Source organism: Providencia sp. PROV116 (genome assembly GCF_028482485.1).
Lineage (GTDB): Bacteria > Pseudomonadota > Gammaproteobacteria > Enterobacterales > Enterobacteriaceae > Providencia > Providencia rettgeri.
The window spans coordinates 41,719-63,215 of sequence record NZ_JAMPQO010000010.1 but is presented as its reverse complement, the minus strand read 5'-3'; the positions used below and the strand labels follow the sequence as shown (position 1 = coordinate 63,215).

General features: G+C 38.5%; 17 protein-coding genes. 12 read left to right on the top strand and 5 right to left on the bottom strand.

The genetic code is table 11. The features are described 5' to 3' along the window. Positions 1-110 precede the first annotated feature (110 nt). From PSE72_RS07385 to dmsD, 6 genes are all read left to right on the top strand, one after another. Positions 111-578 (top strand): hypothetical protein, encoded by a 468-nt coding sequence (locus PSE72_RS07385; RefSeq protein WP_147281932.1) that lies wholly within the window; start codon positions 111-113, stop codon positions 576-578. A gap of 289 nt (positions 579-867) precedes the next feature. Beyond that, complete coding sequence (locus PSE72_RS07380) at positions 868-1,614, top strand: energy transducer TonB (RefSeq protein ID WP_109912723.1); 747 nt, start codon at positions 868-870, stop codon at positions 1,612-1,614. Between the two features lie 476 nt (positions 1,615-2,090). Then, positions 2,091-4,517, top strand: a complete 2,427-nt coding sequence (gene ynfF, locus PSE72_RS07375; protein WP_147281931.1) for a selenate/tellurate reductase subunit YnfF — start codon at positions 2,091-2,093, stop codon at positions 4,515-4,517. Positions 4,518-4,527: 10 nt separating this feature from the next. Then, entirely contained in the window at positions 4,528-5,145 is a 618-nt protein-coding gene (locus PSE72_RS07370) for a DMSO/selenate family reductase complex B subunit (RefSeq protein ID WP_115166839.1), read from the top strand. Between the two features lies 1 nt (position 5,146). Then, positions 5,147-6,004 carry a DmsC/YnfH family molybdoenzyme membrane anchor subunit gene (locus tag PSE72_RS07365; RefSeq protein ID WP_109912725.1) on the top strand — a complete coding sequence of 286 codons (858 nt, stop codon included), beginning with the start codon at positions 5,147-5,149 and terminating at the stop codon, positions 6,002-6,004. Positions 6,005-6,125: 121 nt separating this feature from the next. Next, complete coding sequence (gene dmsD / locus PSE72_RS07360; protein ID WP_198641413.1) at positions 6,126-6,743, top strand: Tat proofreading chaperone DmsD; 618 nt, start codon at positions 6,126-6,128, stop codon at positions 6,741-6,743. Between the two features lie 144 nt (positions 6,744-6,887). Here the strand turns inward: dmsD and PSE72_RS07355 are convergent, their stop codons facing one another. From PSE72_RS07355 to PSE72_RS07340, 4 genes are read right to left on the bottom strand one after another with little or no spacing between them, the layout of a single operon-like run. After that, positions 6,888-8,030, bottom strand: coding sequence for a trans-sulfuration enzyme family protein (locus PSE72_RS07355; RefSeq protein ID WP_272690939.1), 1,143 nt, complete (start codon positions 8,028-8,030; stop codon positions 6,888-6,890). Positions 8,031-8,053: 23 nt separating this feature from the next. Next, a complete protein-coding gene (locus tag PSE72_RS07350) occupies positions 8,054-9,052 on the bottom strand; it encodes a D-cysteine desulfhydrase (RefSeq protein ID WP_115166837.1) in 999 nt (332 codons plus the stop codon). Positions 9,053-9,068: 16 nt separating this feature from the next. Beyond that, a complete protein-coding gene (locus PSE72_RS07345) occupies positions 9,069-10,493 on the bottom strand; it encodes a Na+/H+ antiporter NhaC family protein (RefSeq protein WP_115166836.1) in 1,425 nt (474 codons plus the stop codon). A 46-nt stretch (positions 10,494-10,539) separates the two neighbouring features. Continuing rightward, complete coding sequence (locus tag PSE72_RS07340; protein WP_115166835.1) at positions 10,540-11,685, bottom strand: trans-sulfuration enzyme family protein; 1,146 nt, start codon at positions 11,683-11,685, stop codon at positions 10,540-10,542. A gap of 1,212 nt (positions 11,686-12,897) precedes the next feature. Between PSE72_RS07340 and PSE72_RS07335 the strand changes: the two genes are divergently transcribed. From PSE72_RS07335 to dbpA, 3 genes are all read left to right on the top strand, one after another. Then, complete coding sequence (locus PSE72_RS07335) at positions 12,898-14,028, top strand: M20 family metallopeptidase (RefSeq protein ID WP_004913419.1); 1,131 nt, start codon at positions 12,898-12,900, stop codon at positions 14,026-14,028. A 23-nt stretch (positions 14,029-14,051) separates the two neighbouring features. Continuing rightward, positions 14,052-15,491: a YfcC family protein gene (locus PSE72_RS07330; RefSeq protein ID WP_004913421.1), complete on the top strand. Its 1,440-nt coding sequence runs from the start codon at positions 14,052-14,054 to the stop codon at positions 15,489-15,491. Between the two features lie 240 nt (positions 15,492-15,731). After that, positions 15,732-17,105 (top strand): ATP-dependent RNA helicase DbpA, encoded by a 1,374-nt coding sequence (gene dbpA, locus PSE72_RS07325; RefSeq protein WP_115166834.1) that lies wholly within the window; start codon positions 15,732-15,734, stop codon positions 17,103-17,105. A 70-nt stretch (positions 17,106-17,175) separates the two neighbouring features. Here the strand turns inward: dbpA and PSE72_RS07320 are convergent, their stop codons facing one another. Then, the gene (locus PSE72_RS07320) at positions 17,176-17,619 is read right to left on the bottom strand and encodes a PACE efflux transporter (RefSeq protein WP_004262335.1); all 444 of its coding nucleotides are present in this window, start codon (positions 17,617-17,619) and stop codon (positions 17,176-17,178) included. A gap of 101 nt (positions 17,620-17,720) precedes the next feature. Between PSE72_RS07320 and PSE72_RS07315 the strand changes: the two genes are divergently transcribed. The 3 genes from PSE72_RS07315 (at position 17,721) to PSE72_RS07305 (ending at position 21,299) form a co-directional block, all read left to right on the top strand. Further along, positions 17,721-18,605 carry a LysR family transcriptional regulator gene (locus PSE72_RS07315; protein ID WP_115166833.1) on the top strand — a complete coding sequence of 295 codons (885 nt, stop codon included), beginning with the start codon at positions 17,721-17,723 and terminating at the stop codon, positions 18,603-18,605. A gap of 161 nt (positions 18,606-18,766) precedes the next feature. After that, complete coding sequence (codB, locus tag PSE72_RS07310) at positions 18,767-20,014, top strand: cytosine permease (protein WP_115166832.1); 1,248 nt, start codon at positions 18,767-18,769, stop codon at positions 20,012-20,014. Beyond that, positions 20,007-21,299, top strand: a complete 1,293-nt coding sequence (locus tag PSE72_RS07305; RefSeq protein WP_115166831.1) for a cytosine deaminase — start codon at positions 20,007-20,009, stop codon at positions 21,297-21,299. The genes codB and PSE72_RS07305 overlap by 8 nt, the downstream gene beginning before the upstream one ends. Positions 21,300-21,497 lie beyond the last annotated feature (198 nt).

The following is a 21,497-nucleotide window of genomic DNA, read 5'->3' as shown; positions in this document are numbered from 1 at the left end:
GCAGTAAATAGAAGTTAAACATTAAATTCCTTCATTTTTTAGAACTCATTTATATAAAGTTATCCATTATTTTGTCCAAAGTTTAGGCAATGTTATTTAAAGGTATTCAGATGAACAAACTATTTATTTCTTCTGCACTTTTTCTGGTATTTAATTTAAGTGCTCAAGCAGACGTAACCACCCATAAAAATGCCATTATTTCACTCAGTTTTATTGAAAATAATACCGCTTATGCAAACCAAGCCGCTATTGCTAACCATGCAAAAGCCGCTAATTTATCACCTAATGGTATCCAAGGTATTACGAAATCTTTTGCACAGATGAATTCGCATGAAAAAGCCGCTACTGCATTAAGTTTTAATGAAAATAATATGTCCGCAGCGAACCAAGCAGCCATTAATTCACATCTAAAAGCTGGTAATTTAGCAACAGATAAAATTAATGGTATCAGCAAAAGTTTTTTAGCAATGGATGGACATGAAAAAGCCGCAGTCGCGTTGAGTTTTACCGAAAACAACCAATCCCCTTCTATCAAATACGCTGTACAGCAACACTTAAGCAGGAGCCAGACAAAATAATAAAATAGAGAATGATATTTAACTGATTTATCACACAATTAATCTTATTAAGGCTTGGTGACTCACCAAGCCTTTTTCATTTTAAAATTATATTATTAAAAATCAATGCATTAATAGTAAATAACATATACCCATCAAAGTTGATAATAACTATCATTTGCAATTGATAATTATTAACATATAATTCGAATCGTTATTTTATCTTATGAGTTATAACTCAAGCATAACTACTTAAGAGCTGTTTTGGTCTACCCTCTTTAGGTTCAACAAGAAAGAATATTGAGGTCTTATGATGAGTCGAAAATTAATTACTTTTACGCTATCCATAACACTGCATATTCTTGTTATTGGGTACTTAACCTATGTTACGGCTCAATCATTATCCTTAAAAAACCAAGCACAACAGGATGCGCCGATTATATCGATCGCATTGACTCAAGCGGTTAACGTTGCAGAACCTGAAGAGCTCCTTCAACCGATAGAACTCCCTAGTGAGGTAAAAATAGAACCCAGCCCAATTATTGAAAATGCCGCCGTTGTTGTGCCTAAAAAGCAAAAAAAGGTGATCAAAACACAAAAAGAACCCGTAAAACCCAAAGAACTCACTAAAAGAACTGAAAACCCCAGCAAACAAGCTGATTCCGAAATTAAAAATGATTTGCCAATCGCACAACAACAAAAAGCCGGTGACCTTGTTTCTTCTCAATCAGCAGGAATTAAAGGCCCCAAAAACCAACATGCGACTAGTGACACTAATAGCCAACTAATTAATGCCTATCGAGAAAAACTGCGCCAAGAAGTTGAGCGAAACAAGCAATACCCTCGCCGCGCAAAAAAAATGAAAAACCGTGGTATCGCAACTATTCAATTTCAATTAAGCCAAACCGGAGAAATTAGTTTAATTCGCTTAGCAAGCAGTTCAGGAAATGATTTATTAGATCAAGCCGCTTTACTTGCAGTACAAAAAAGCCGCTCTGTCGGTAAGCCACCAGCAGGTTTTGCTCAATCTATCACTCTCAATATTGAATTTAATTAACCAACACTGATAATAACAATTATTTTCAATAAAAAAGTACACCTTAATTGGATATTAGATGTTCACTTTATAGTTAGTTATTCTGTATTTATTTTTCATTCCAAAAAATAATAATAAATTTTATTGTTTTTTAAGAGAAATCAATGCTCCTAGAGAAATTTATTATTATATTCCAACTATATGACTAAAAGTCTTCTCCCTATTTTCCGAAAATGGCCTTACCGAGAGAAATATTTTCTCTACAAAACTCAATATTAACATTTCTAAATTTTTAGACACGAGCAATAAAAATAAAACCTGTTTTTATTCATAACGTTATAATGATATCAATTATCATTAATATTTATTTATTATAAAAAAGTTACCAGTTTTGAAAATATAACTTCGTTGATATGGCGCAAAAAAAACTAAATATGTCAGAGTAAGATAGCCCCTGAATAACACTATATTTAATATGGTCATAAAGGCTAATATCAATGAATACAAAAAATAAATTATTAAATAGCCCTATCTCAAGACGCAATGTCGTGAAATCTGGCGCTGCTGGCGGTTTATTTGCTGCAGTTGGCGGTTTATCACTTCCTTTTAATGCAAAAGCAATCGATACCTCTCAAAACTCAACATCCCCTGAAGAAAAAGCCGTTTGGAGTTCATGTACCGTTAATTGTGGTAGCCGTTGCCTATTACGCCTCCATGTGCGTGACGATGAGGTATATTGGGTTGAATCTGATACCACGGGAAAAGATGAATATGGTAATCATCAAGTCAGAGCTTGCCTGCGTGGTCGCTCAATCCGCAGAAGAATGAATCACCCAGATAGATTGAAATACCCAATGAAACGTGTGGGTAAACGTGGTGAAGGCAAATTTGTCCGAATTTCATGGGAAGAAGCCCTTGATACTGTTGGTAATAGCTTACGCGATATTCTAAAAAATTATGGTAATGAAGCCGTTCACGTTTTATATGGTACTGGCGTTGATGGCGGTAATATCACCAACTCAAATGTTCCTTATCGCTTAATGAATTCATGTGGTGGTTTCCTGAGCCGCTACGGCAGTTATAGTACTGCACAAATTCGTGCAGGTATGAATTACCTATACGGCTCCCAAGAAGCAAATAGTCCTGATGATATTGCAAATACAAAACTAGTTGTGATGTTTGGTAATAACCCTGCTGAAACTCGTATGAGTGGCGGAGGTGTCACTTATTATGTCGAACAAGCGCGCGAACGTTCAAATGCGCGCATGATAGTCATTGACCCTCGTTATAATGACACTGCTTCTGGTAGAGAAGATGAATGGTTACCTATTCGTCCTGGTACTGATGGTGCACTTGCTGCCGCATTGGCTTACGTGATTATTACTGAGGATATGGTCGACCAAGAGTTTGTCGATAAATACTGTATCGGCTATGACGAAAAAACCTTGCCAGCTTCGGCACCTAAAAATGGTCACTATAAAGCGTATATTTTAGGCCAAGGTGCTGATGGTATTGCTAAAACACCACAGTGGGCCGCTAAAATTACAGGTATCCCAGCAGATAAAACCATTAAGTTAGCCCGTGAAATAGGCCAAGCAAAACCCGCTTATATTGTTCAAGGTTGGGGTCCTCAACGTCATTCAAATGGTGAACAAACCGTTCGAGCAATTGCCATGTTAGCCATTATTACTGGTAATGTTGGCATTAGTGGTGGAAATTCAGGCTGTCGTGAAGGTACTTATGATTCCGGTGTTGAATGGTTCCCGATGCTCGATAACCCAGTAAAAACTCAGATTTCTGTTTTCACATGGACTGATGCCATCGAACGCGGTACCGAAATGACAGCTATTCATGATGGTATCAAAGGGAAAGATAAATTAGATGTTCCCATTAAATTTTTATGGTGCTATGCCAGTAATACATTGATAAATCAGCATAGTGATATCGCTCGCACCCATGAAATTTTACAAGATGACAGCAAATGCGAAATGATTGTCGGCATCGACCACTTCATGACGGCCTCTGCAAAATATTGCGATATTTTACTACCTGATTTAATGCCGACCGAACAAGAAGATCTTATTCCTAGTGAGTCCGCAGGAAACATGTCGTACATGATCTTAGGCCAACCAGCCACTAGCGCTAAATTTGAGCGTAAGCCCATCTATGAAATTTTGTCAGAAATAGCAAAACGCTTAGGCCCTGATGTCGAACAGAAATTTACCGAAGGCCGTACCCAACACGAATGGGTTAAATATTTATGTGAAAAAAGCCGCGAACGCTTCCCTGATATGCCAACTTATGAAGAAATGAAAACTGTGGGTATTTTCAAGCACAAATGCCCAGATGAACATGTCATTGGATTTAAAGCCTTCCGAGATAACCCTCAAGCTAATCCACTGAAAACGCCTTCCGGAAAAATAGAGGTTTACTCAGAAAGCCTAGCTGAAATAGCGAAAACATGGCAATTAGCACCAGATGATGTAATTGACCCGCTGCCAATTTATACCGAAGGCTTTGAAAGCCATACCGATAGTCTTAATAAAAAATACCCATTACAAATGACAGGGTTTCACTACAAAGCCAGAACACACTCAAGTTATGGCAACATTGATATCTTAAAACAAGCTTGTCGCCAAGAAATATGGATTAACCCTATAGATGCCAAAGCACGTGGTATTAAACAGGGTGATATGGTCAAGGTTTTCAATGACCGAGGTGAAGTTCATATTCCAGCGAAAGTGACACCACGGATCATGCCAGGCGTGACTGCTATGGGCCAAGGGGCTTGGTTAGATGCCGATATGTTTGGCAAAAAAGTAGACCAAGGCGGGTGTATTAATGTCCTCACGACTCAACGCCCTTCACCGCTTGCTAAGGGGAACCCTCAGCATACTAACTTAGTTGAAATTACAAAACTATAAGGAGCCCGGTATGTCACAACAATATGGTTTTTATATTGATACACAACGCTGTACGGGCTGCAAAACGTGCGAACTCGCCTGTAAAGATTTTAAAAACTTATCCGCTGATGTTCATTTCCGTCGTATTTATGAATATGCAGGCGGCGACTGGACAGAGCAAGATGGTGCATGGAATCAAAATGTATTCTCTTATTATCTTTCCATTTCATGCAACCATTGTGAGGACCCTGCTTGCGTTAAAGTTTGCCCAAGTGGCGCGATGCACAAACGTGAGGACGGCTTTGTCATTGTCGATGAAAGTGTTTGTATTGGTTGCCGTTATTGCCATATGGCATGTCCTTATAGTGCGCCTCAGTTTGATGCAGTTAAAGGGCATATGACTAAATGTGATGGCTGCTATGAACGTGTGGCTGAAGGCAAAAAACCCATTTGTGTTGAGTCTTGCCCGCTACGTGCATTAGATTTTGGGCCCATTGAAGAGCTACGTGCAAAATACGGCACAATCAATGAGATAGCACCTCTACCCGCTGCACATTATACCAAACCCAATATTGTGTTAAATCTCAATGCAAATTGCCGTCCTGTTGGTGACACCACAGGTTATTTAGCGAATCCGGAGGAAGTTTAAAATGGGCGCAGGCTTACATGAATATCCGTTAATCTTCTTCACCGTTATAGGTCAAAGTGTTGCCGGTGCATTTATTCTCATGGCTCTGGTATTGTTAATGAAACCCTTGCAAGAGCAGCATCATAAAATAGTGATGAGCATGTTTGGTTTATGGGCGTTAATGGGAATTGGCTTTTTACTTTCCATGCTGCATATGGGCTCGCCGATGCGTGCATTCAATTCAATGATACGTGTTGGTCATTCCGCTCTTAGTAACGAAATAGTTAGTGGTTCAATATTCTTCGCCTTAGGTGGGGTATATTGGTTACTGTCATTATTGAAAAAAATGCCTAAGTCTATTGGTACTATTTGGTTAATTATCACTATCATTTTTGCGGCAATATTTATTTATGCCATATCCCGCGTTTACCAAATTGATACCGTCCCAACTTGGTTTAATCACTATGGTAGTTTGCAATTTATCCTAACCAGCTTTATTGCAGGGCCTGTTCTTGCCGCATTTTTATTACGCATAGCAAGCTATGATATCAATAACGTCCGTTTCTTTACATTAATCAGTATTGTTGCAGTGGTTGCGAGTAGTATTTTGGTGACGGCACAGGGGTTTGAATTAGGCTCTATCCAAAGCTCAGTACAAAAAGCATCTGAGCTTGTTCCAGATTATGCCTCACTGATGGGATGGCGTACTGTTTGCTTAACATTAGGGCTAGCTTTCTGGATTTACCCACATGTTAAAATGAAAAATCCGTCAATTATCGGGCTATTAGTCGCCGTATTATTGGTGATTTTTGGTGAATTAATTGGTAGAGGCATTTTCTACGGGCTACATATGACTGTAGGTATGGCTATCGCCGGATAACGACTATTCCATTGTTTTTACGATGATAAGGGGGCTAATTACCTTCTTATCATCGACAACAATCGCATGTTTCGCTACGATCGCACCAAAGCGTCATCATTAACATAGCAAGTGGACAAATATGGAACAAAAATTATTGGCAGATTTTTCGCTTTGCGCGCAAACTTTGGGGGCATTATTTTATTATGACCCTTCTGATGCACGCGTAAATAAACTAATTGATTTATTTACGACGAGCGAATGGTTAGCTGAGTGGCCATTTACTCAGGATTATGATTGCCAACGTATTGATAAACTTTTTCAAGATAGTCTTTCTGAATCAGAAACTTTACAAGAAGCCTACCAGCGCTTATTTATTGGCCCTTACGCATTACCTGCACCACCTTGGGGTTCTGTTTATCTTGATAAAGAAAATGTTGTTTTTGGTATTTCGACACTTGAATTAAGAGCATGGCTTCGTAATAACCAAATCAATATTGAATTAAATCAAAAAGAACCCGAAGATCATGTGGGGCTAATATTTCTTCTCACTGCCTGGGTGATTGAAAATAAACCAGAACTGTTACGTGAATTACTCGAAATACATTTTTTACCTTGGGTATATCGCTATTTAGAAAAAATGCAATTGCAAAGCGGGAATACTTTTTATGAAGCCACTGCGCTGCTGGCAACAGAAACTTTAAGACATATCCAACAAAGCGCTCAATTAACCCCAGCGAATAAAGAGCTTTGTCTTTAGTTTTATATCGTTCAAATAAGCATTTTGTGAAGTAAAAACCCTCTAAATAAATCAGACTATTTAGAGGGATTAAAATATTATGGGCGTTTTTTAGGTGTGTGGTAGGTATCACTCAGAAGTAAAAATGTGTTACTAATGGCCTAATTACTGTACCTGCGATAAAGCAAAATCGGCATCAGCGAGTAAATCATCTATATCTTCACAGCCCAATGAGAACCGCAATAATCCATCCGTTACGCCTTGCAGTAATCTTTCCTCTTCAGGGATACACGCATGGGACATCATTTTAGGGTAGGAAATAATTGATTCAATTCCCCCTAAGCTGACCGCAACGAGTGGAATACGAATTGCTTCTAAAAATTGCTTTACATTTTCATAGCTACCCAAATCAAAGGAAACCACCATTCCGCCATTTTTGGACTGTTGCATATGAATCATATGGTTTGGGTGTGAAGCTAACCCCGGATAAAAAACGCGTTGTACTTTTGGGTGCTCACTCAGATATTCTGCAAGCTTTTGCGCATTTTCACTAGCTCGTTCAACCCGCATTGCCATTGATTTTAAACCACGCATCGTCAGCCAGCTATCAAATGGGGCTGCAATACTGCCAATAGCCACCGCAGACTTATGTAACCACCTCGCATATTCAGGGTTATTCGTTGCTACTGTCCCCAAGATCACATCACTATGGCCATTTATAAATTTAGTCGCACTATTAATAGAAAAATCAATTCCAAGAGAGATAACATCTGATAACAATGGCGTCATAAAGGTATTGTCACAGATGGTAATAATATTATGCTGTTGCGCAATTTCAATAACAGATTTTAAATCAGTCACTTGTAATGTGGGGTTAGATGGCGTTTCAATATAAAACGCTTTGGTATTCTCCGTTATTGCTTGCTGATAGTTCATTGGATTAGTCGCATCAACAAATGTCACTGAAATGCCATAACGAGGCAGAAATTCAGTCATTAACTGGAAAGAACCACCGTAAATATTTTTGCAAGCAACAATATGGTCACCCTGGCTAAAATTAAGTAATACTGCGCTTATTGCTGCCATTCCTGAGGAAAAAATCTCAGCAAATTTCGCGTTTTCAATCGCGCAAATTGCCTCACTTATTGCATCTCTTGTTGGATTGGAAAAACGCGAATAAATATGGTCGTAACTTTCCTCAATATTGGCTTGTGAAAATGTGGATGATTGATATAACGGAACAGAAGAACTTCCGGTATATTTATCTGTCATGGGGTAACCATGAATAACCTTGGTATTAATTTTCATAAGTAAATCGCATTATCAAAAGTCTATTTAATCGTTGCTACATTGATTTCAGAATAAGCAAAAATAGCGGGTGCTCCGCCAGTATGAATAAAAAGTAATGGCTGATTGCCATCAATACTTTCTTTTAAAATATGATCAACTAAACCCGCCATGGCTTTACCGGTATACACAGGGTCAAGTAGTATTCCTTCTTTTTGAGCTAATAGCTCAATGGCTTGTTGGCCCTTGTTATTCGGCTGACCATAGCAAGGTGAAAAATACTGATCCCACAGATTCACTTTAGGAAAATCTGTCAGGTTTAATAATTCACCAATTTCCTGCTGTAAGGTTTCTACCTTAGGTTGTTGCTGCGCAACTGTTCTTGAAACGGTAACACCTATCACTGGTGTTTGAGGAAATACCGATTGTAATCCCATAGCTAGCCCTGCATGCGTTCCTGCGCTACCAGAAGCAACAATAACTGCGGCAAATTCAATATCTTTAGGAGTCTGCTCGGCAACTTCTAATGCACAATTAACATAACCTAATGACCCTAAAGCATCAGAACCACCAATAGGTACAATATAAGCATCTTGCAATCTAAGGGATTCAACTAACGCTTGCATTTGTAAGCTTGGGTCGGTTAACTCATCACAAAAATAACAGCGGGCATTAAATAAATCTGTCAGTTGTTTATTACCATTTGTTAAAAATAATGAATTCAAACTCTGTAATGGGTTTTCCAATAATGCGACACATTCCAGACCATACATTGATGCTATTGCAGCTGTTTGGCGAACATGGTTTGATTGAATAGCCCCTGCCGTAACAATCACCTTAGACTTTTTTTGTATCGCATCTGCAATAATATATTCCAATTTTCGCAGTTTATTGCCCCCCATTGCTAGGGGGGTCATATCGTCACGCTTAATATAAATATCACGGCCTAAATATTCTGAAAGATTATTTAATTTTGCTAACGGTGTTGGTCCTCGAAGTAGATCTATTTTATTTATTGCAGCTAATCGTTGTCTAATGCTCATTATATTATTCACCTTATTAATATGTGAAACCTAAATAGAGATAAACCATCAGCGCAAAAGCGGCAGTCACCGTGGCATAAGGCATTTGGGTACGAATATGCTCAATATGGTCACAATCTGTTGCCATAGAGGCCACAATCGCATCACTGGAAATGGGTGATGTCATATCCCCATAAATTGAACCTGCTATTGCGGCACCAATCATATATTCAACAGGCATTCCAACTGAAAGCCCTAATTGCACACCGATTGGGATCATAATCGCAAATGTTCCCCACGATGTTCCAGTTGCTAATGACATCACCGCACTAATTAAAAATATAAAACCGATTGAGAAAGCCGGTGAAATGACACCAGAGGTAATTTCAGCTATATAAGCACCAGTGTTTAAATCTGAAGAAACGGTTCCCATTAAAAAAGCGAGGATCATCACTGAACTAATTTTTACCATGCTGGCATAGCCGATGTATAACTCTTTAAAGAAAGTCTCAATATTAAGCACACGACGCGCTAAGAACCACACAAAAGAGACTAAAGTTCCAAACATGACTCCCCAATATACCGATGTTGAGCCACTACCTTTACTAAAATCACCATTACCAGTGATATAAAGCGCAATAGGTACCATTAATACTGTTGATAAAATTGGAATAAAAAAGTTAAGAGAGGTATGGCAATTAGGATGCTCAATAATATCTTCATCATCCTGCTCAGTTTCTTCTGCAGACAATAAAGTTAAAGCTTGCTGCTCTGCGCGTAAATCCGCTTTTTTCATTGGTCCCCAAGAAACATTGGAGAAAATATAAAATAATACTGAAGCTAAAGAAAACCACGCCATGATATTAAATACCATTGAGCCTGCTAAAATTTCAAATGGCTCTCCAGTAATTAAACCTTTAGATATTTGTACACCAATAACACCCATCATTGCCGCTCCCCAGCCGTTAATCATGGCTGATGAACAAACTGATACGCAGGAAGTTTGTACAATATAGGACATTTTTTCTGGCGAAACACCGTATTTCTTCGCTAATGTTTTTGTTGATGCTCCAGCAATTAATTGGTTAATTGAACTTTCAATAAAAATTAATGATGTAATAATTATCGCCATTAATTGAACAGCTTTTTTATTTTTAATTAGCCTTGTTTTATTTGTTAATAATTTAACTAATGATCGCACACCACCAGTAACAACGACTAGCCGCATAATACCGCCAATCATTACCATAAATAGAATAGTTTTTGTATTTCCCGGTGATGCAAACGTATTAATAATACCATCGAGCGTTCCGTTTATACCCAATAATATATTATGGTCATATATAACGGTAAAACCAACTAGAATCCCCAGCAATAACGATAATATAACTTGTCGTGTAAAAATGGCTAAAAGTATCGTCACCATTGGCGTGACGATGGTCCAAATTCCATAATCATTCATTAGATGCTCTCTTATTATATTTTAATTTTATTTTGATTTTAATAAATTAAGATAGTGCATTTTCTAAATCATTTAATAAGTCAGTGATATCTTCAATACCTACAGATAAACGTAATGTGGTGTCATATACATGGATACTTTCCCTTTCTTCTTTTGTCATCGACCCATGTGACATAGTTGCCGAATGGTTTACCATGCTTTCAACACCACCCAATGATTCGGCTAATACAAAGTAATTAACTTTAGATAAAAACGTTTTGGTATCTTCAATATCCCCTTTCAACTTAATTGTCACAACCGCTCCACCTGTACGCATTTGCTTTTTACATAATTCATATTGTGGATGTGAAGCTAACCCTGGGTAATAAACCTGTTCTACTCTTGGGTGCGTCGATAAATAGTTAGCCACTTGCGCTGCATTACTGCATTGTGCCGCCATTCGTAACGCTAATGTTTTTAATCCACGTAAAGCAAGGTAGGCGTCAAAAGGAGAAGCAATTGCTCCTAAAGTTGTTTTTAGAAAATCAAGGCGGCTGGCTAAGTCTTCTCTTTGGGTGATCACAGCACCACCAATTAAATCGGAATGACCGCCAATATATTTACTTGCCGATAGCATCACTAAATCAGCACCTAATTCTAACGGCTTTTGGTTCCAAGCTGTTGCAAATGTATTATCAACACAAGTCAAAATATTATGTTTTTTTGCAAGTGAACAAATCGCATTGATATCAACTAACTCCAATAATGGATTAGTTGGGCTTTCAATCCAAATTAAACGCGTATTCTCTTTTATTTTTGTTTTAACTTCATCAAGGTTATTCAAATCAACATAATCTATTTGATGACCGCTATTAATGGTTGAAACTCGTTCAAATAACCTAAATGTTCCACCATAAACACCTTTCATCGCAATAATATGCGAGTCTTTTGGTAATAAATTTAAGACTAAACTTGAAGCTGCCACTCCGGATGCAGTTGCTGTTGCATAACTTCCACCTTCAATTTCTGCTAGTAAGGTTTCATATGCATAACGCGTTGGGTTGCTGCAACGTGAATAACAATATTCACCATGTTCTGTTAAACTTTGCTGAACAAAAGTACTGGCTGTTGTAATAGCAGGGAAAATAGCATGATTAACGGTATCTTGCTGCTTTCCACCATGAATTAAAATTGTAGCAATATTCTTAGTCATAATCTAAAACCCAATATAGTAAAATAAAAGTGATATCTTTATATTTGTTGCTAAAAAGAATATGCCATAGGGAAATAGAAAATTTTTTCTAAAAATTAGTGTCTTTATTCAAATTAAGAGAAAAATTTTCTATTAAAGAATTAATTTCCTTTTAATTCATAATGTTGATGCGTTTCCCATAAATGAGCGAGCCGTCACAATATTATTATTTTGTTTATCTTCCACAACCGACCAAGCCATAAAAAATACATAACTTACTAAAACAAAACAATAAATGTTTTATTAAAGTTAAATATATCATCACGCAATGTAATTATTTAGTAGATATTCTGTCGTTGATTTAACATGAACCCTAGTATTCATACCTATTTCCCCTCTTCTCATACTGCACAATAGGCATATAAGAGAAAGTTATTCTCTTTTACTTTATTTCTTATAATGAGCTATATCACTTAAAAGCTATAACAATTCGATTAATGCAAATCAACACGCAAAAGAATGGCTATCAAGCAACAATATGCTCAAGGACTATTTATAAGATAGGCACAGAGACTAAATTTGATTGAGTTATTTTTAATTTAATCACCCCAATTTTTTGTTTAAAAAAAGTACAATAACTATTACAAACTATGATAAATGAAATGCTACCGCTATTTAAATTATTAGAAAAATGCATGACCACTATATATTTTATAAATTATTCTAATCACTTTTTCTTAAAGAATCTCAATTTAGCCTAGTGCAGAACTATTCATTATAAATTCAAATTTGCTCGAACAAATTCAGTAATGTATTCCATATTACATATCTTCGTAAAATTACTCTCTATATGGGTTTAATTTTTTAGTGAAGAATCATCTTGTATACAAATTATTTATTATGATACAGTCAAAAAATGCCTATGATTCAAGCATCAAGTATCAATATTGGTTATATCCTTTACTGTGATATGACTCGCTTGAGCATAAAAATTTGGGGCATTAGTTTTCCACAATACAAACAATGAGAATCAAAAAAAAACACAATTATTATTAGTAAATTTGAATTTTATCTTTTGTTCTTATCTTTAATAAAAGCCACGTTTTATTTAGCGAAAATCTGAATTATATAAATTTAACTTAATATAAACTCTGTTTTTATATTACCTAAAATTAAATTTACCACAATAAAAACAACTTAATTTTGTAGTAGAGACAATATAAGGAAACAATTATGAATAATAACTTTTCAGTGCATGAAGCCAGTATGCTTGCGCTACTTAAACAAGTAGTCAATATTGAATCAGGTTCTTATGACAAAGAAGGTGTAGATAACCACGCTGCTGTCTGGTGTGAAAAATATCGCGAAATGGGGTTCGAAGTCGAAATCATTGAAAATGAATCACTCGGTAATAATTATCGAATTTATCACCCATCAACAAAGGCTGATATATTAATTTTATTGCATTTAGATACCGTTTTTCCTAAAGGTACCGTTACTGAACGTCCTTTTAGCATTGAAGGTGACCGCGCTTATGGCCCTGGCGTGATTGATATGAAAGGCAGTCATGTCATGGTATATCAAGTCATGAAGCAACTTTATGATAATCAAGACATTCGCTATAAAAATATTGAGATTCTCCTCAATTGTGACGAAGAAATTGGTTCTATTTCATCTCGCGGTGTCATTGAACAATGTGCTTTAGGAAAACGCTACGCACTTGTGATGGAACCTGCGCGTGCCAATGGCGCGATAGTGAGTGCTCGCCGTGGTGTTGGGACTTATGTGTTAAATATTGAAGGGAAAGCCTCACATTCAGGTATCGCACCTGAAGCAGGTATTAGTGCAATTCAGGAACTATCATATAAAATTCAAAGCCTACACGCACTCTCAGCTCATGATAAAGGCCTATCCGTTAACGTTGGTTTAATTTCTGGCGGAACCTCCGTTAATACTGTCGCACCGAATGCCAGAGCAGAAATCGATGTTCGTATCTCGTCTGAAGAACAGGGTATTGAAATCGATAAAAAAGTCAGGGAAGTGTGTAGTACACCAATATTAGACGGTATCAAACTCACCTTAACCGGCGGAATTAATCGCCCACCTATGGCTAAAACGGATGAAAGCACCGTTCTTATCAACATCATTAAAGAAGAAGCTGCACAACTAAATATTGATTTACTCGATGTTTCTACTGGCGGTGGTTCTGATGCCTCTTTTACTGCGGGTGTCGGAACTGCCACTGTAGATGGGTTAGGCCCGATTGGTGGTTACCAGCACAGTGATAAAGAATATTTAGAAATACCGTCGCTCACAGAGCGTGCTCAACTATTTTTCAATGTATTACAACGCATTACACAATAAAAAATAATCCAATAGGAAACTCTATGACAACGATGTCAACAAACACAACAACACCACCTAAAAAACGTTCTGAAGGCTTAAATCCTTATGTGCTTTTGTTTTTTATCTTAGTATTGGCAGGCATTGCGACGTGGATCGTTCCCGCGGGGCAATATGCATCAGAAACAAAAGTCATCACCATGGTAAAAGATGGTATAGAAACAAAAGTATCGAGTTCTTATACCATTCCCGGTAGTTATGAGCGCTTACCTGAACAACACGGCATTTTACCAGGACAAATTTTCACCTCAATTGCCGATGGTCTAATCAAAGCAGCTCCTATTATCTTTTTGATTATTTTCACTGGAGGTGCTTTACATCTTCTTGAAGAAACTGGGGCTATCAAAAAGGTACTCAATAATATCTCGCGCAGTAAAAGGCTTAATGACTTTTTACTAATCAGTATATTCTTTGTCGTTTTTTCTATTTTAGGAACAACAGGAATTGTCGTTAACTCAATTATTGCATTTGTTCCTATCGGTCTTTTAGTTGCTAAATCCGTGGGAATGGACGATAAATTTGGTGCCGCTTTAGTCTATGTCGCCGCTTATTCGGGCTTTAACGCCTCAATCATGGCACCAATGACGGTTGGCCTATCTCAAGGTTTAGCCGATGTCCCGTTGTTATCCGGTCTCGGTTTTAGAATGGCAATTTATATTGCATTTGTTATCGCTGGTATTTTATTTTTAACGATTTATACCAAAAAATGCCGTAACAAAGGTATGGTTCGGCCTGATATTGAAATTAATACTGACGAACACCAAACCTCTAAAATTTCAGCTTTGCATGTCATTACCCTTTCCTATAGCGCATTCTGCTTAATCGGATTTATTTTCGGTGCCGTTGAGTGGGGCTGGGGAGAAAAAGAGATGATGGCAATGTTTATCATCTTAGGCGTTGGCGTGGGTATTTTAAACCGTATGTCGCCAAATACCATTGCAACAGGTTTCTTAAAAGGTTGTGCAGGAATGGTAGGCGGCGCGTTTATCGTTGGTATGGCTCGTGCTATTGCTATCGTATTATCTGATGGCATGATTCTGGATACCATCGTTAATGCCATTATTTCAATGATGGACGGTTTACCGAAGACTTTATCTGCCCTTTCCATGTTCGCAACCGCAGCAATTATGCACTTCTTTATTTCATCTGGTTCTGGTGAAGCGGCAGTGCTTGTACCTATTTTCACGCCAATGGGAGATTTATTAGAAATTACTCGCCAAACGACGGTGCAAACTGTATTACTTGGAGAAGGTGTTGTTAACTGTATTAACCCAACATCAGGAATTTTAATGGCTGTACTTGCAACGGCAAAAATTCCTTATACACAATGGGTGAGATTTATTTGGCCATTAGTCTTCACATGGATAGCCATTTCTATTGTCGCTCTAATATATGCAGTAATGACTAATTTAGGTCCTATCTAAAATATCAATATTGAATAATCCACTCTTCTTAGCACCGCTTTTTAGTGGTGCTATTTTTCCCGCTTCGTGTTATCAATCGCTGCTGCAAATTTTCCATTTCATCACTTCCTGTTGATTTAATTTTGAACTATATCAGTGATAGTCAGGTTCTACATTAATAACGAATTAAAAACAGACAGAGTAAGGTAGGAATAGTATTATTAGCGCCATTATGCCTTTTATTCTATTTGAGATTGTATTGTGACTTCATTTGCTGACCTAAATGCGCTTTCTGCGGAACAACTCGCTAACTTGCAAGAGTTAGGCTACCTAAACATGACGCAGATCCAAGCTGCCGCTCTTCCCCCGATCCTTGCCGGTAAAGACGTTCGAGCACAAGCTAAAACTGGCAGCGGTAAAACTGCTGCTTTTGGTCTGGGTTTATTACAACATGTTGATGCCAAGTTATTTAAAACTCAGTCATTAGTTTTATGCCCAACTCGCGAACTGGCAGATCAAGTCGCCAATGAATTGCGCCGTTTAGCTCGCGCTATCCCTAATATCAAAATTTTAACACTCTGCGGTGGTGTACCTTTTAGCGTACAACGCGACTCCCTTGCTCATGCAGCACATATCATTGTTGCTACACCGGGGCGCTTACTTGATCATCTAAATCGTGAAACAGTACAACTTGATGCCTTGCAAACATTGGTTTTAGACGAAGCAGACCGAATGCTCGATATGGGCTTTATGCCAGATATTGAAACCATCATTGACTACGCACCAATTAATAGGCAAACATTATTATTTTCAGCTACTTGGCCAGATGAAATTGCACGAATTAGCCAGCAAATTCAAAATAATCCACAAACCATTGAAATCAATAGTGTTGATGAACTTCCCGCGGTTGAGCAGCAATTTTATGAAGTTGCTCGTCACGAAAAAATTACATTATTACAAAAGCTCTTGAGCCGTGAACAACCCGCTTCTTGCGTCGTTTTCTGTAATACTAAAAAAGATTGCCAAGCTGTTTATGATGCCTTAACTGCAAGCAAACAAAGTGTCCTAGTGCTTCATGGTGATATGGAACAGCGTGAGCGTGACCAAACTCTTGTGCGTTTTGCTAATGGAAGTAGCCGTGTATTAGTGGCTACGGATGTCGCATCCCGCGGGTTAGATATTAAAGCCCTCGAAATGGTGATTAACTATGAATTATCATGGGATCCTGAAGTGCATGTTCACCGCATCGGCCGAACTGCACGCGCAGGTGAAAGCGGTTTAGCAATTAGTTTATGTGCACCAGAAGAAGCCCAGCGGGCCAATGCTCTAGAAGAAATGTTAAACATGAAGCTTAATTGGCAAGCCGAACCAACAGGTTTACGAGTCACTCCATTAGAAGCGACGATGGTGACCTTATGCCTTGATGGCGGTAAAAAAGCCAAAATACGCCCCGGCGACATTTTAGGTGCCTTGACCGGAGAAGTTGGCCTCAATGGCGACGATATTGGCAAGATTGTGATCCACCCTACTCATGCCTATGTGGCACTCAAACGTGAGGTTGCCGAACATGCTCGCAAGCATTTACAGCAGGGGAAAATTAAAGGGAAATCCGTTAAGGCTAGGTTATTAAAATAATCGGTGTGATTCGTGTTTCCTTCTGCACAATGTTAGCAGGCAAGGAAACACGATAACTTTCTTACCTTTCTTATGATGTGGCGTTATTCTCTTGCGGTAAGGCAGATTTAGGCAATCCAAAAATCTTATCAAAGGCCCAATTGAAAAAGAAAGTATAAATTGGGATAAAAATAATTAAGGCGAAGTCGAGTATTAACGCCTGTAATAAACTAATTGATAACCACCATGCAATTAAAGGAATTAAAAAAATCACTAACGTTAATTGAAATAATATAGCGTGTACAAACCGGCGCCTAAAGGTTCTAATGCGTGATTTTTGTTTTGATTCCCAATATTCAAATGCAGTATTGAAAATAAAGTTCCAGCTCACTGCAATAGTCGTTATGACTAAAGCTAATGGGCCTGTTGTTTCCGCTGAATTACCGGAAAGAAAAGCCAATGCCAACGCTGAAATTAACCAGCCAATAACCTCATAAGCCGTTACAAAAACAATTTTACGTTTAATCCCCTGCATTTTCCCACCTCCAAAAATATCATTATCAACAAGGTGGTAAAATAAATATTATTCAATGATAATAAAAGTCAGCTTCTATCAATTTTATTGAAAGGTCAATCATGCCATTTAATAGCGATAACCTAACGATTTTTCTCACCGTGTTAGATAAAGGCTCATTTTCTGCAGCGGCTAGGGCATTAAAACGCGTGCCATCTGCGGTCAGTATGGCAGTCGCTAATCTAGAAGCTGAACTTGGATTTGAACTATTTGATAGACACACTCGGGAGCCTAAACCCACTGAAAAAGCGCTTTCATTAGCCCCCTATGCACGACATATTGTCGCTAACTTATCGCAGCTCAATACGTTTTCTTTAGAATTGACTCAAGGCGTTGAAAGCACGTTGACTATTGGTATTGCGGCAGGTATTAATGCCAATTTACTCTTTGACACTCTACATATTTTAAGCCAGCGTTACCCTTTACTGCATATTGAGCTGATTACCGCACCTCAAGATGATCTTTTACCGTTACTACATGAACAAAAAATTCATCTCGCGATTGTCTTTGGCGGTTTAAATGTTAATTCCCAAGAGCAATTTCATTACATTGGCGAAGAATCAATTATTGCCACCATTTCGGCTAAACATCCCTCTTTGCAAAATAAAACGTCACTCTATATCGAAGACCTTGTTGAAAGCCGCCAAATAATTATTGCAAGTCGTCAACGTGAATTGAGTGATATACGCATTCTAGTTTCTAGTAATTATTGGAAAACAGACAGTTTTTCTTTAGCTCTCGGTTTAGTCGAAAGTGGTATGGGATGGGGTAATTTTCCTTTATCACTTATTAAAGATAAATTGCACGATGGTTCACTAAAACCCCTTGAGTTTAAAAATACCCCAAATGGCTTCAAACTGCCTATTCATGTGGTATGTTTGCAAGGTCATGCGCTTAAACGTGGTGCACAAGAATGCATTGAATTACTGAAAAATAAGGTAATTTAAACCCTCAATTATTTATTTTTCCTATTTTTAATTCCATAAATTAAATTATTTCTGGACACATTAATTCTTTTAAACCATCAACGAAAACGTTTGCTTTTTATTTTGATGGCTATAAAATGCGTCGGATTTTTTTGGCCTGAGAAAAATAACTGGAGACAATCGTGCCTGACGATAAAAATTATAGCCATGGCCCCGTGCCCATATCCGCGCGGAAAGGCGGACTAGCATTAACCTTTGTGATGCTAGGTTTAACGTTCTTTTCCGCCAGTATGTGGACCGGAGGCGCTCTCGGTACCGGTCTTGATTTTCATGATTTCTTCCTCGCAGTTCTTATCGGTAATCTTCTTCTTGGTATCTACACCGCATTTCTTGGTTTTATTGGTTCTAAAACAGGCTTAACTACCCACCTTCTTGCTCGTTATTCCTTTGGTATTAAAGGCTCATGGCTCCCCTCTTTCCTATTAGGTGGCACACAAGTCGGCTGGTTTGGTGTCGGTGTTGCGATGTTTGCCATTCCTGTTGGTAAAGCCACGGGTTGGGATATCAACTGGTTGATTGGTATTTCAGGGGTCTTAATGACCGTTACGGTTTTTTTCGGTATTTCTGCTCTAACTATACTGTCAATCGTTGCAGTTCCTGCCATTGCGATACTCGGCAGTTATTCCGTCTACCTTGCTATCACTGACATGGGTGGAATGAGTGCATTGCAGGAAGTCGTCCCCGCAAAACCTATCGATTTTAACCTTGCCTTAGCCATGGTAGTGGGGTCTTTTGTGAGTGCTGGAACATTAACAGCTGATTTTGTGCGTTTCGGACGAAAACCTAAGATTGCGGTGCTTGTCGCCATTATTGCTTTTTTCCTTGGTAATTCATTGATGTTTATCTTTGGAGCTGCTGGTGCAGCATCATTAGGTATGGCAGATATCTCAGATGTGATGATTGCCCAAGGTTTACTATTACCCGCAATTATCGTTTTGGGTTTAAATATTTGGACAACTAACGATAACGCCCTATATGCGTCAGGTTTAGGGTTTGCCAATATCACCGGGTTATCCAGCAAAACCTTATCCATTGTCAATGGGCTGGTTGGAACGCTATGTGCGCTGTGGTTATATAATAATTTTGTTGGCTGGCTAACTTTCTTATCTGCGGCTATTCCCCCTATTGGCGGAATAATCATCGCCGACTACCTCATGTACCGCCACCGCTACGAAACCTTTGATCGCAGTAAAATGCGTGATGTCAACATCAGTGCATTAATCGCCGTTGCCGCTGGGGTTATCGCAGGTAACTGGTTACCAGGTATTGTTCCTGTCAATGCCGTGTTGGGCGGTGCATTATGTTACGCTATCCTTAACCCATTATTAAATCGCCGCCATACTACTGATTCGGAGATGACCCGTGCTTAACCAAACTATCAAACATATCCATAATATCCGTTTACCTGAGCGTGATGGCCTGTGGCGTATCGATATCGACAATCAAAAAATTCAAGCCATTCTTCCACAACCTCAAGGTGAAGTATTACCAGACAGCTTAGACGGTGAAGGTGGATTAGTTACGGCTCCCTTCGTTGAGCCACACATTCACTTGGATACCACTCAAACCGCGGGGCAACCAAGCTGGAACCAGTCAGGAACACTCTTTGAAGGCATCGAACGTTGGGCAGAGCGTAAAGCGATGCTCACCCACGATGATGTTAAAAATCGAGCGTGGCAAACCCTTAAATGGCAAATTGCCAATGGTATTCAACATGTTCGTACTCATGTGGATGTGTCAGATCCGACATTAACCGCACTGAAAGCGATGTTAGAGGTAAAACAAGAAATCGCACCTTGGGTTGATGTGCAAATTGTGGCTTTTCCACAAGAGGGTATTTTGTCTTATCCAAATGGCGAAGCCCTGTTAGAAGAAGCGTTACGCCTCGGAGCCGACGTCGTTGGTGCCATTCCACATTTTGAATTTACTCGTGAGTATGGCGTGGAATCACTCCATAAAACATTTGCTTTAGCACAAAAATATGACCGCTTGATTGATGTCCACTGCGATGAAATCGATGATGAGCAATCTCGTTTTGTTGAAACAGTCGCAGCGTTAGCGCATGCACACGGGATGGGTTCTCGCGTCACGGCAAGCCATACCACCGCAATGCATTCATACAATGGCGCTTATACTTCCCGTTTATTTCGCCTACTAAAAATGTCTGGAATTAACTTTGTCGCTAATCCGTTAGTGAACATTCACTTACAAGGCCGCTTTGATACTTATCCAAAACGCCGTGGAATTACGCGAGTGAAAGAGATGCTAGCCGCGGATATTAATGTGTGCTTTGGTCACGACGATGTATTTGACCCATGGTACCCATTAGGTACAGCCAATATGTTGCAAGTACTGCATATGGGGTTACATGTCTGCCAATTAATGGGTTATCAGCAAATCAATGATGGGCTGAAACTGATTAGTGAATACAGCGCACGTACATTGAACTTGCAAGATTATGGTGTGAGTGAAGGAAACCGAGCTAGTCTATTAATTTTACCAGCAGAAAATGGCTTTGATGCCGTTCGCCGTCAAGTTCCTGTGCGTTATTCTATTCGTGATGGCCAAGTGATCGCTAATACCCAACCTGCGGTAACACAAATTCATTTAGAACAAACAGAAACGGTCCGTTATGGATATTCTCCAAAAATCTAATCATTGAATTTTTATTCCTAAATGGCTCTCTATAATCATAGGTGAGCCATTTGCTCTACGCCCCATCATTAATTTCAATAAAATCAGCCCAAAAAACCAATCTTAATCAGATAAAAAGCAACAAATAATGTATTTTTTCACACAAATGTCATTTCTATATACTAGACTTATTCCAATACTCATTGAAGAGCTTGAAAA

Coding starts and splice junctions, on each gene's coding strand:
- PSE72_RS07330 (WP_004913421.1), top strand. CDS start 14,052: ATGACAACGATGTCAACAAACACAACAACACCACCTAAAAAACGTTCT.
- PSE72_RS07335 (WP_004913419.1), top strand. CDS start 12,898: ATGAATAATAACTTTTCAGTGCATGAAGCCAGTATGCTTGCGCTACTT.
- PSE72_RS07380 (WP_109912723.1), top strand. CDS start 868: ATGATGAGTCGAAAATTAATTACTTTTACGCTATCCATAACACTGCAT.
- ynfF (WP_147281931.1), top strand. CDS start 2,091: ATGAATACAAAAAATAAATTATTAAATAGCCCTATCTCAAGACGCAAT.
- PSE72_RS07320 (WP_004262335.1), bottom strand. CDS start 17,619: ATGCAGGGGATTAAACGTAAAATTGTTTTTGTAACGGCTTATGAGGTT.
- PSE72_RS07370 (WP_115166839.1), top strand. CDS start 4,528: ATGTCACAACAATATGGTTTTTATATTGATACACAACGCTGTACGGGC.
- dmsD (WP_198641413.1), top strand. CDS start 6,126: ATGGAACAAAAATTATTGGCAGATTTTTCGCTTTGCGCGCAAACTTTG.
- PSE72_RS07365 (WP_109912725.1), top strand. CDS start 5,147: ATGGGCGCAGGCTTACATGAATATCCGTTAATCTTCTTCACCGTTATA.
- PSE72_RS07385 (WP_147281932.1), top strand. CDS start 111: ATGAACAAACTATTTATTTCTTCTGCACTTTTTCTGGTATTTAATTTA.
- PSE72_RS07350 (WP_115166837.1), bottom strand. CDS start 9,052: ATGAGCATTAGACAACGATTAGCTGCAATAAATAAAATAGATCTACTT.
- PSE72_RS07315 (WP_115166833.1), top strand. CDS start 17,721: ATGCCATTTAATAGCGATAACCTAACGATTTTTCTCACCGTGTTAGAT.
- PSE72_RS07345 (WP_115166836.1), bottom strand. CDS start 10,493: ATGAATGATTATGGAATTTGGACCATCGTCACGCCAATGGTGACGATA.
- PSE72_RS07355 (WP_272690939.1), bottom strand. CDS start 8,030: ATGAAAATTAATACCAAGGTTATTCATGGTTACCCCATGACAGATAAA.
- PSE72_RS07340 (WP_115166835.1), bottom strand. CDS start 11,685: ATGACTAAGAATATTGCTACAATTTTAATTCATGGTGGAAAGCAGCAA.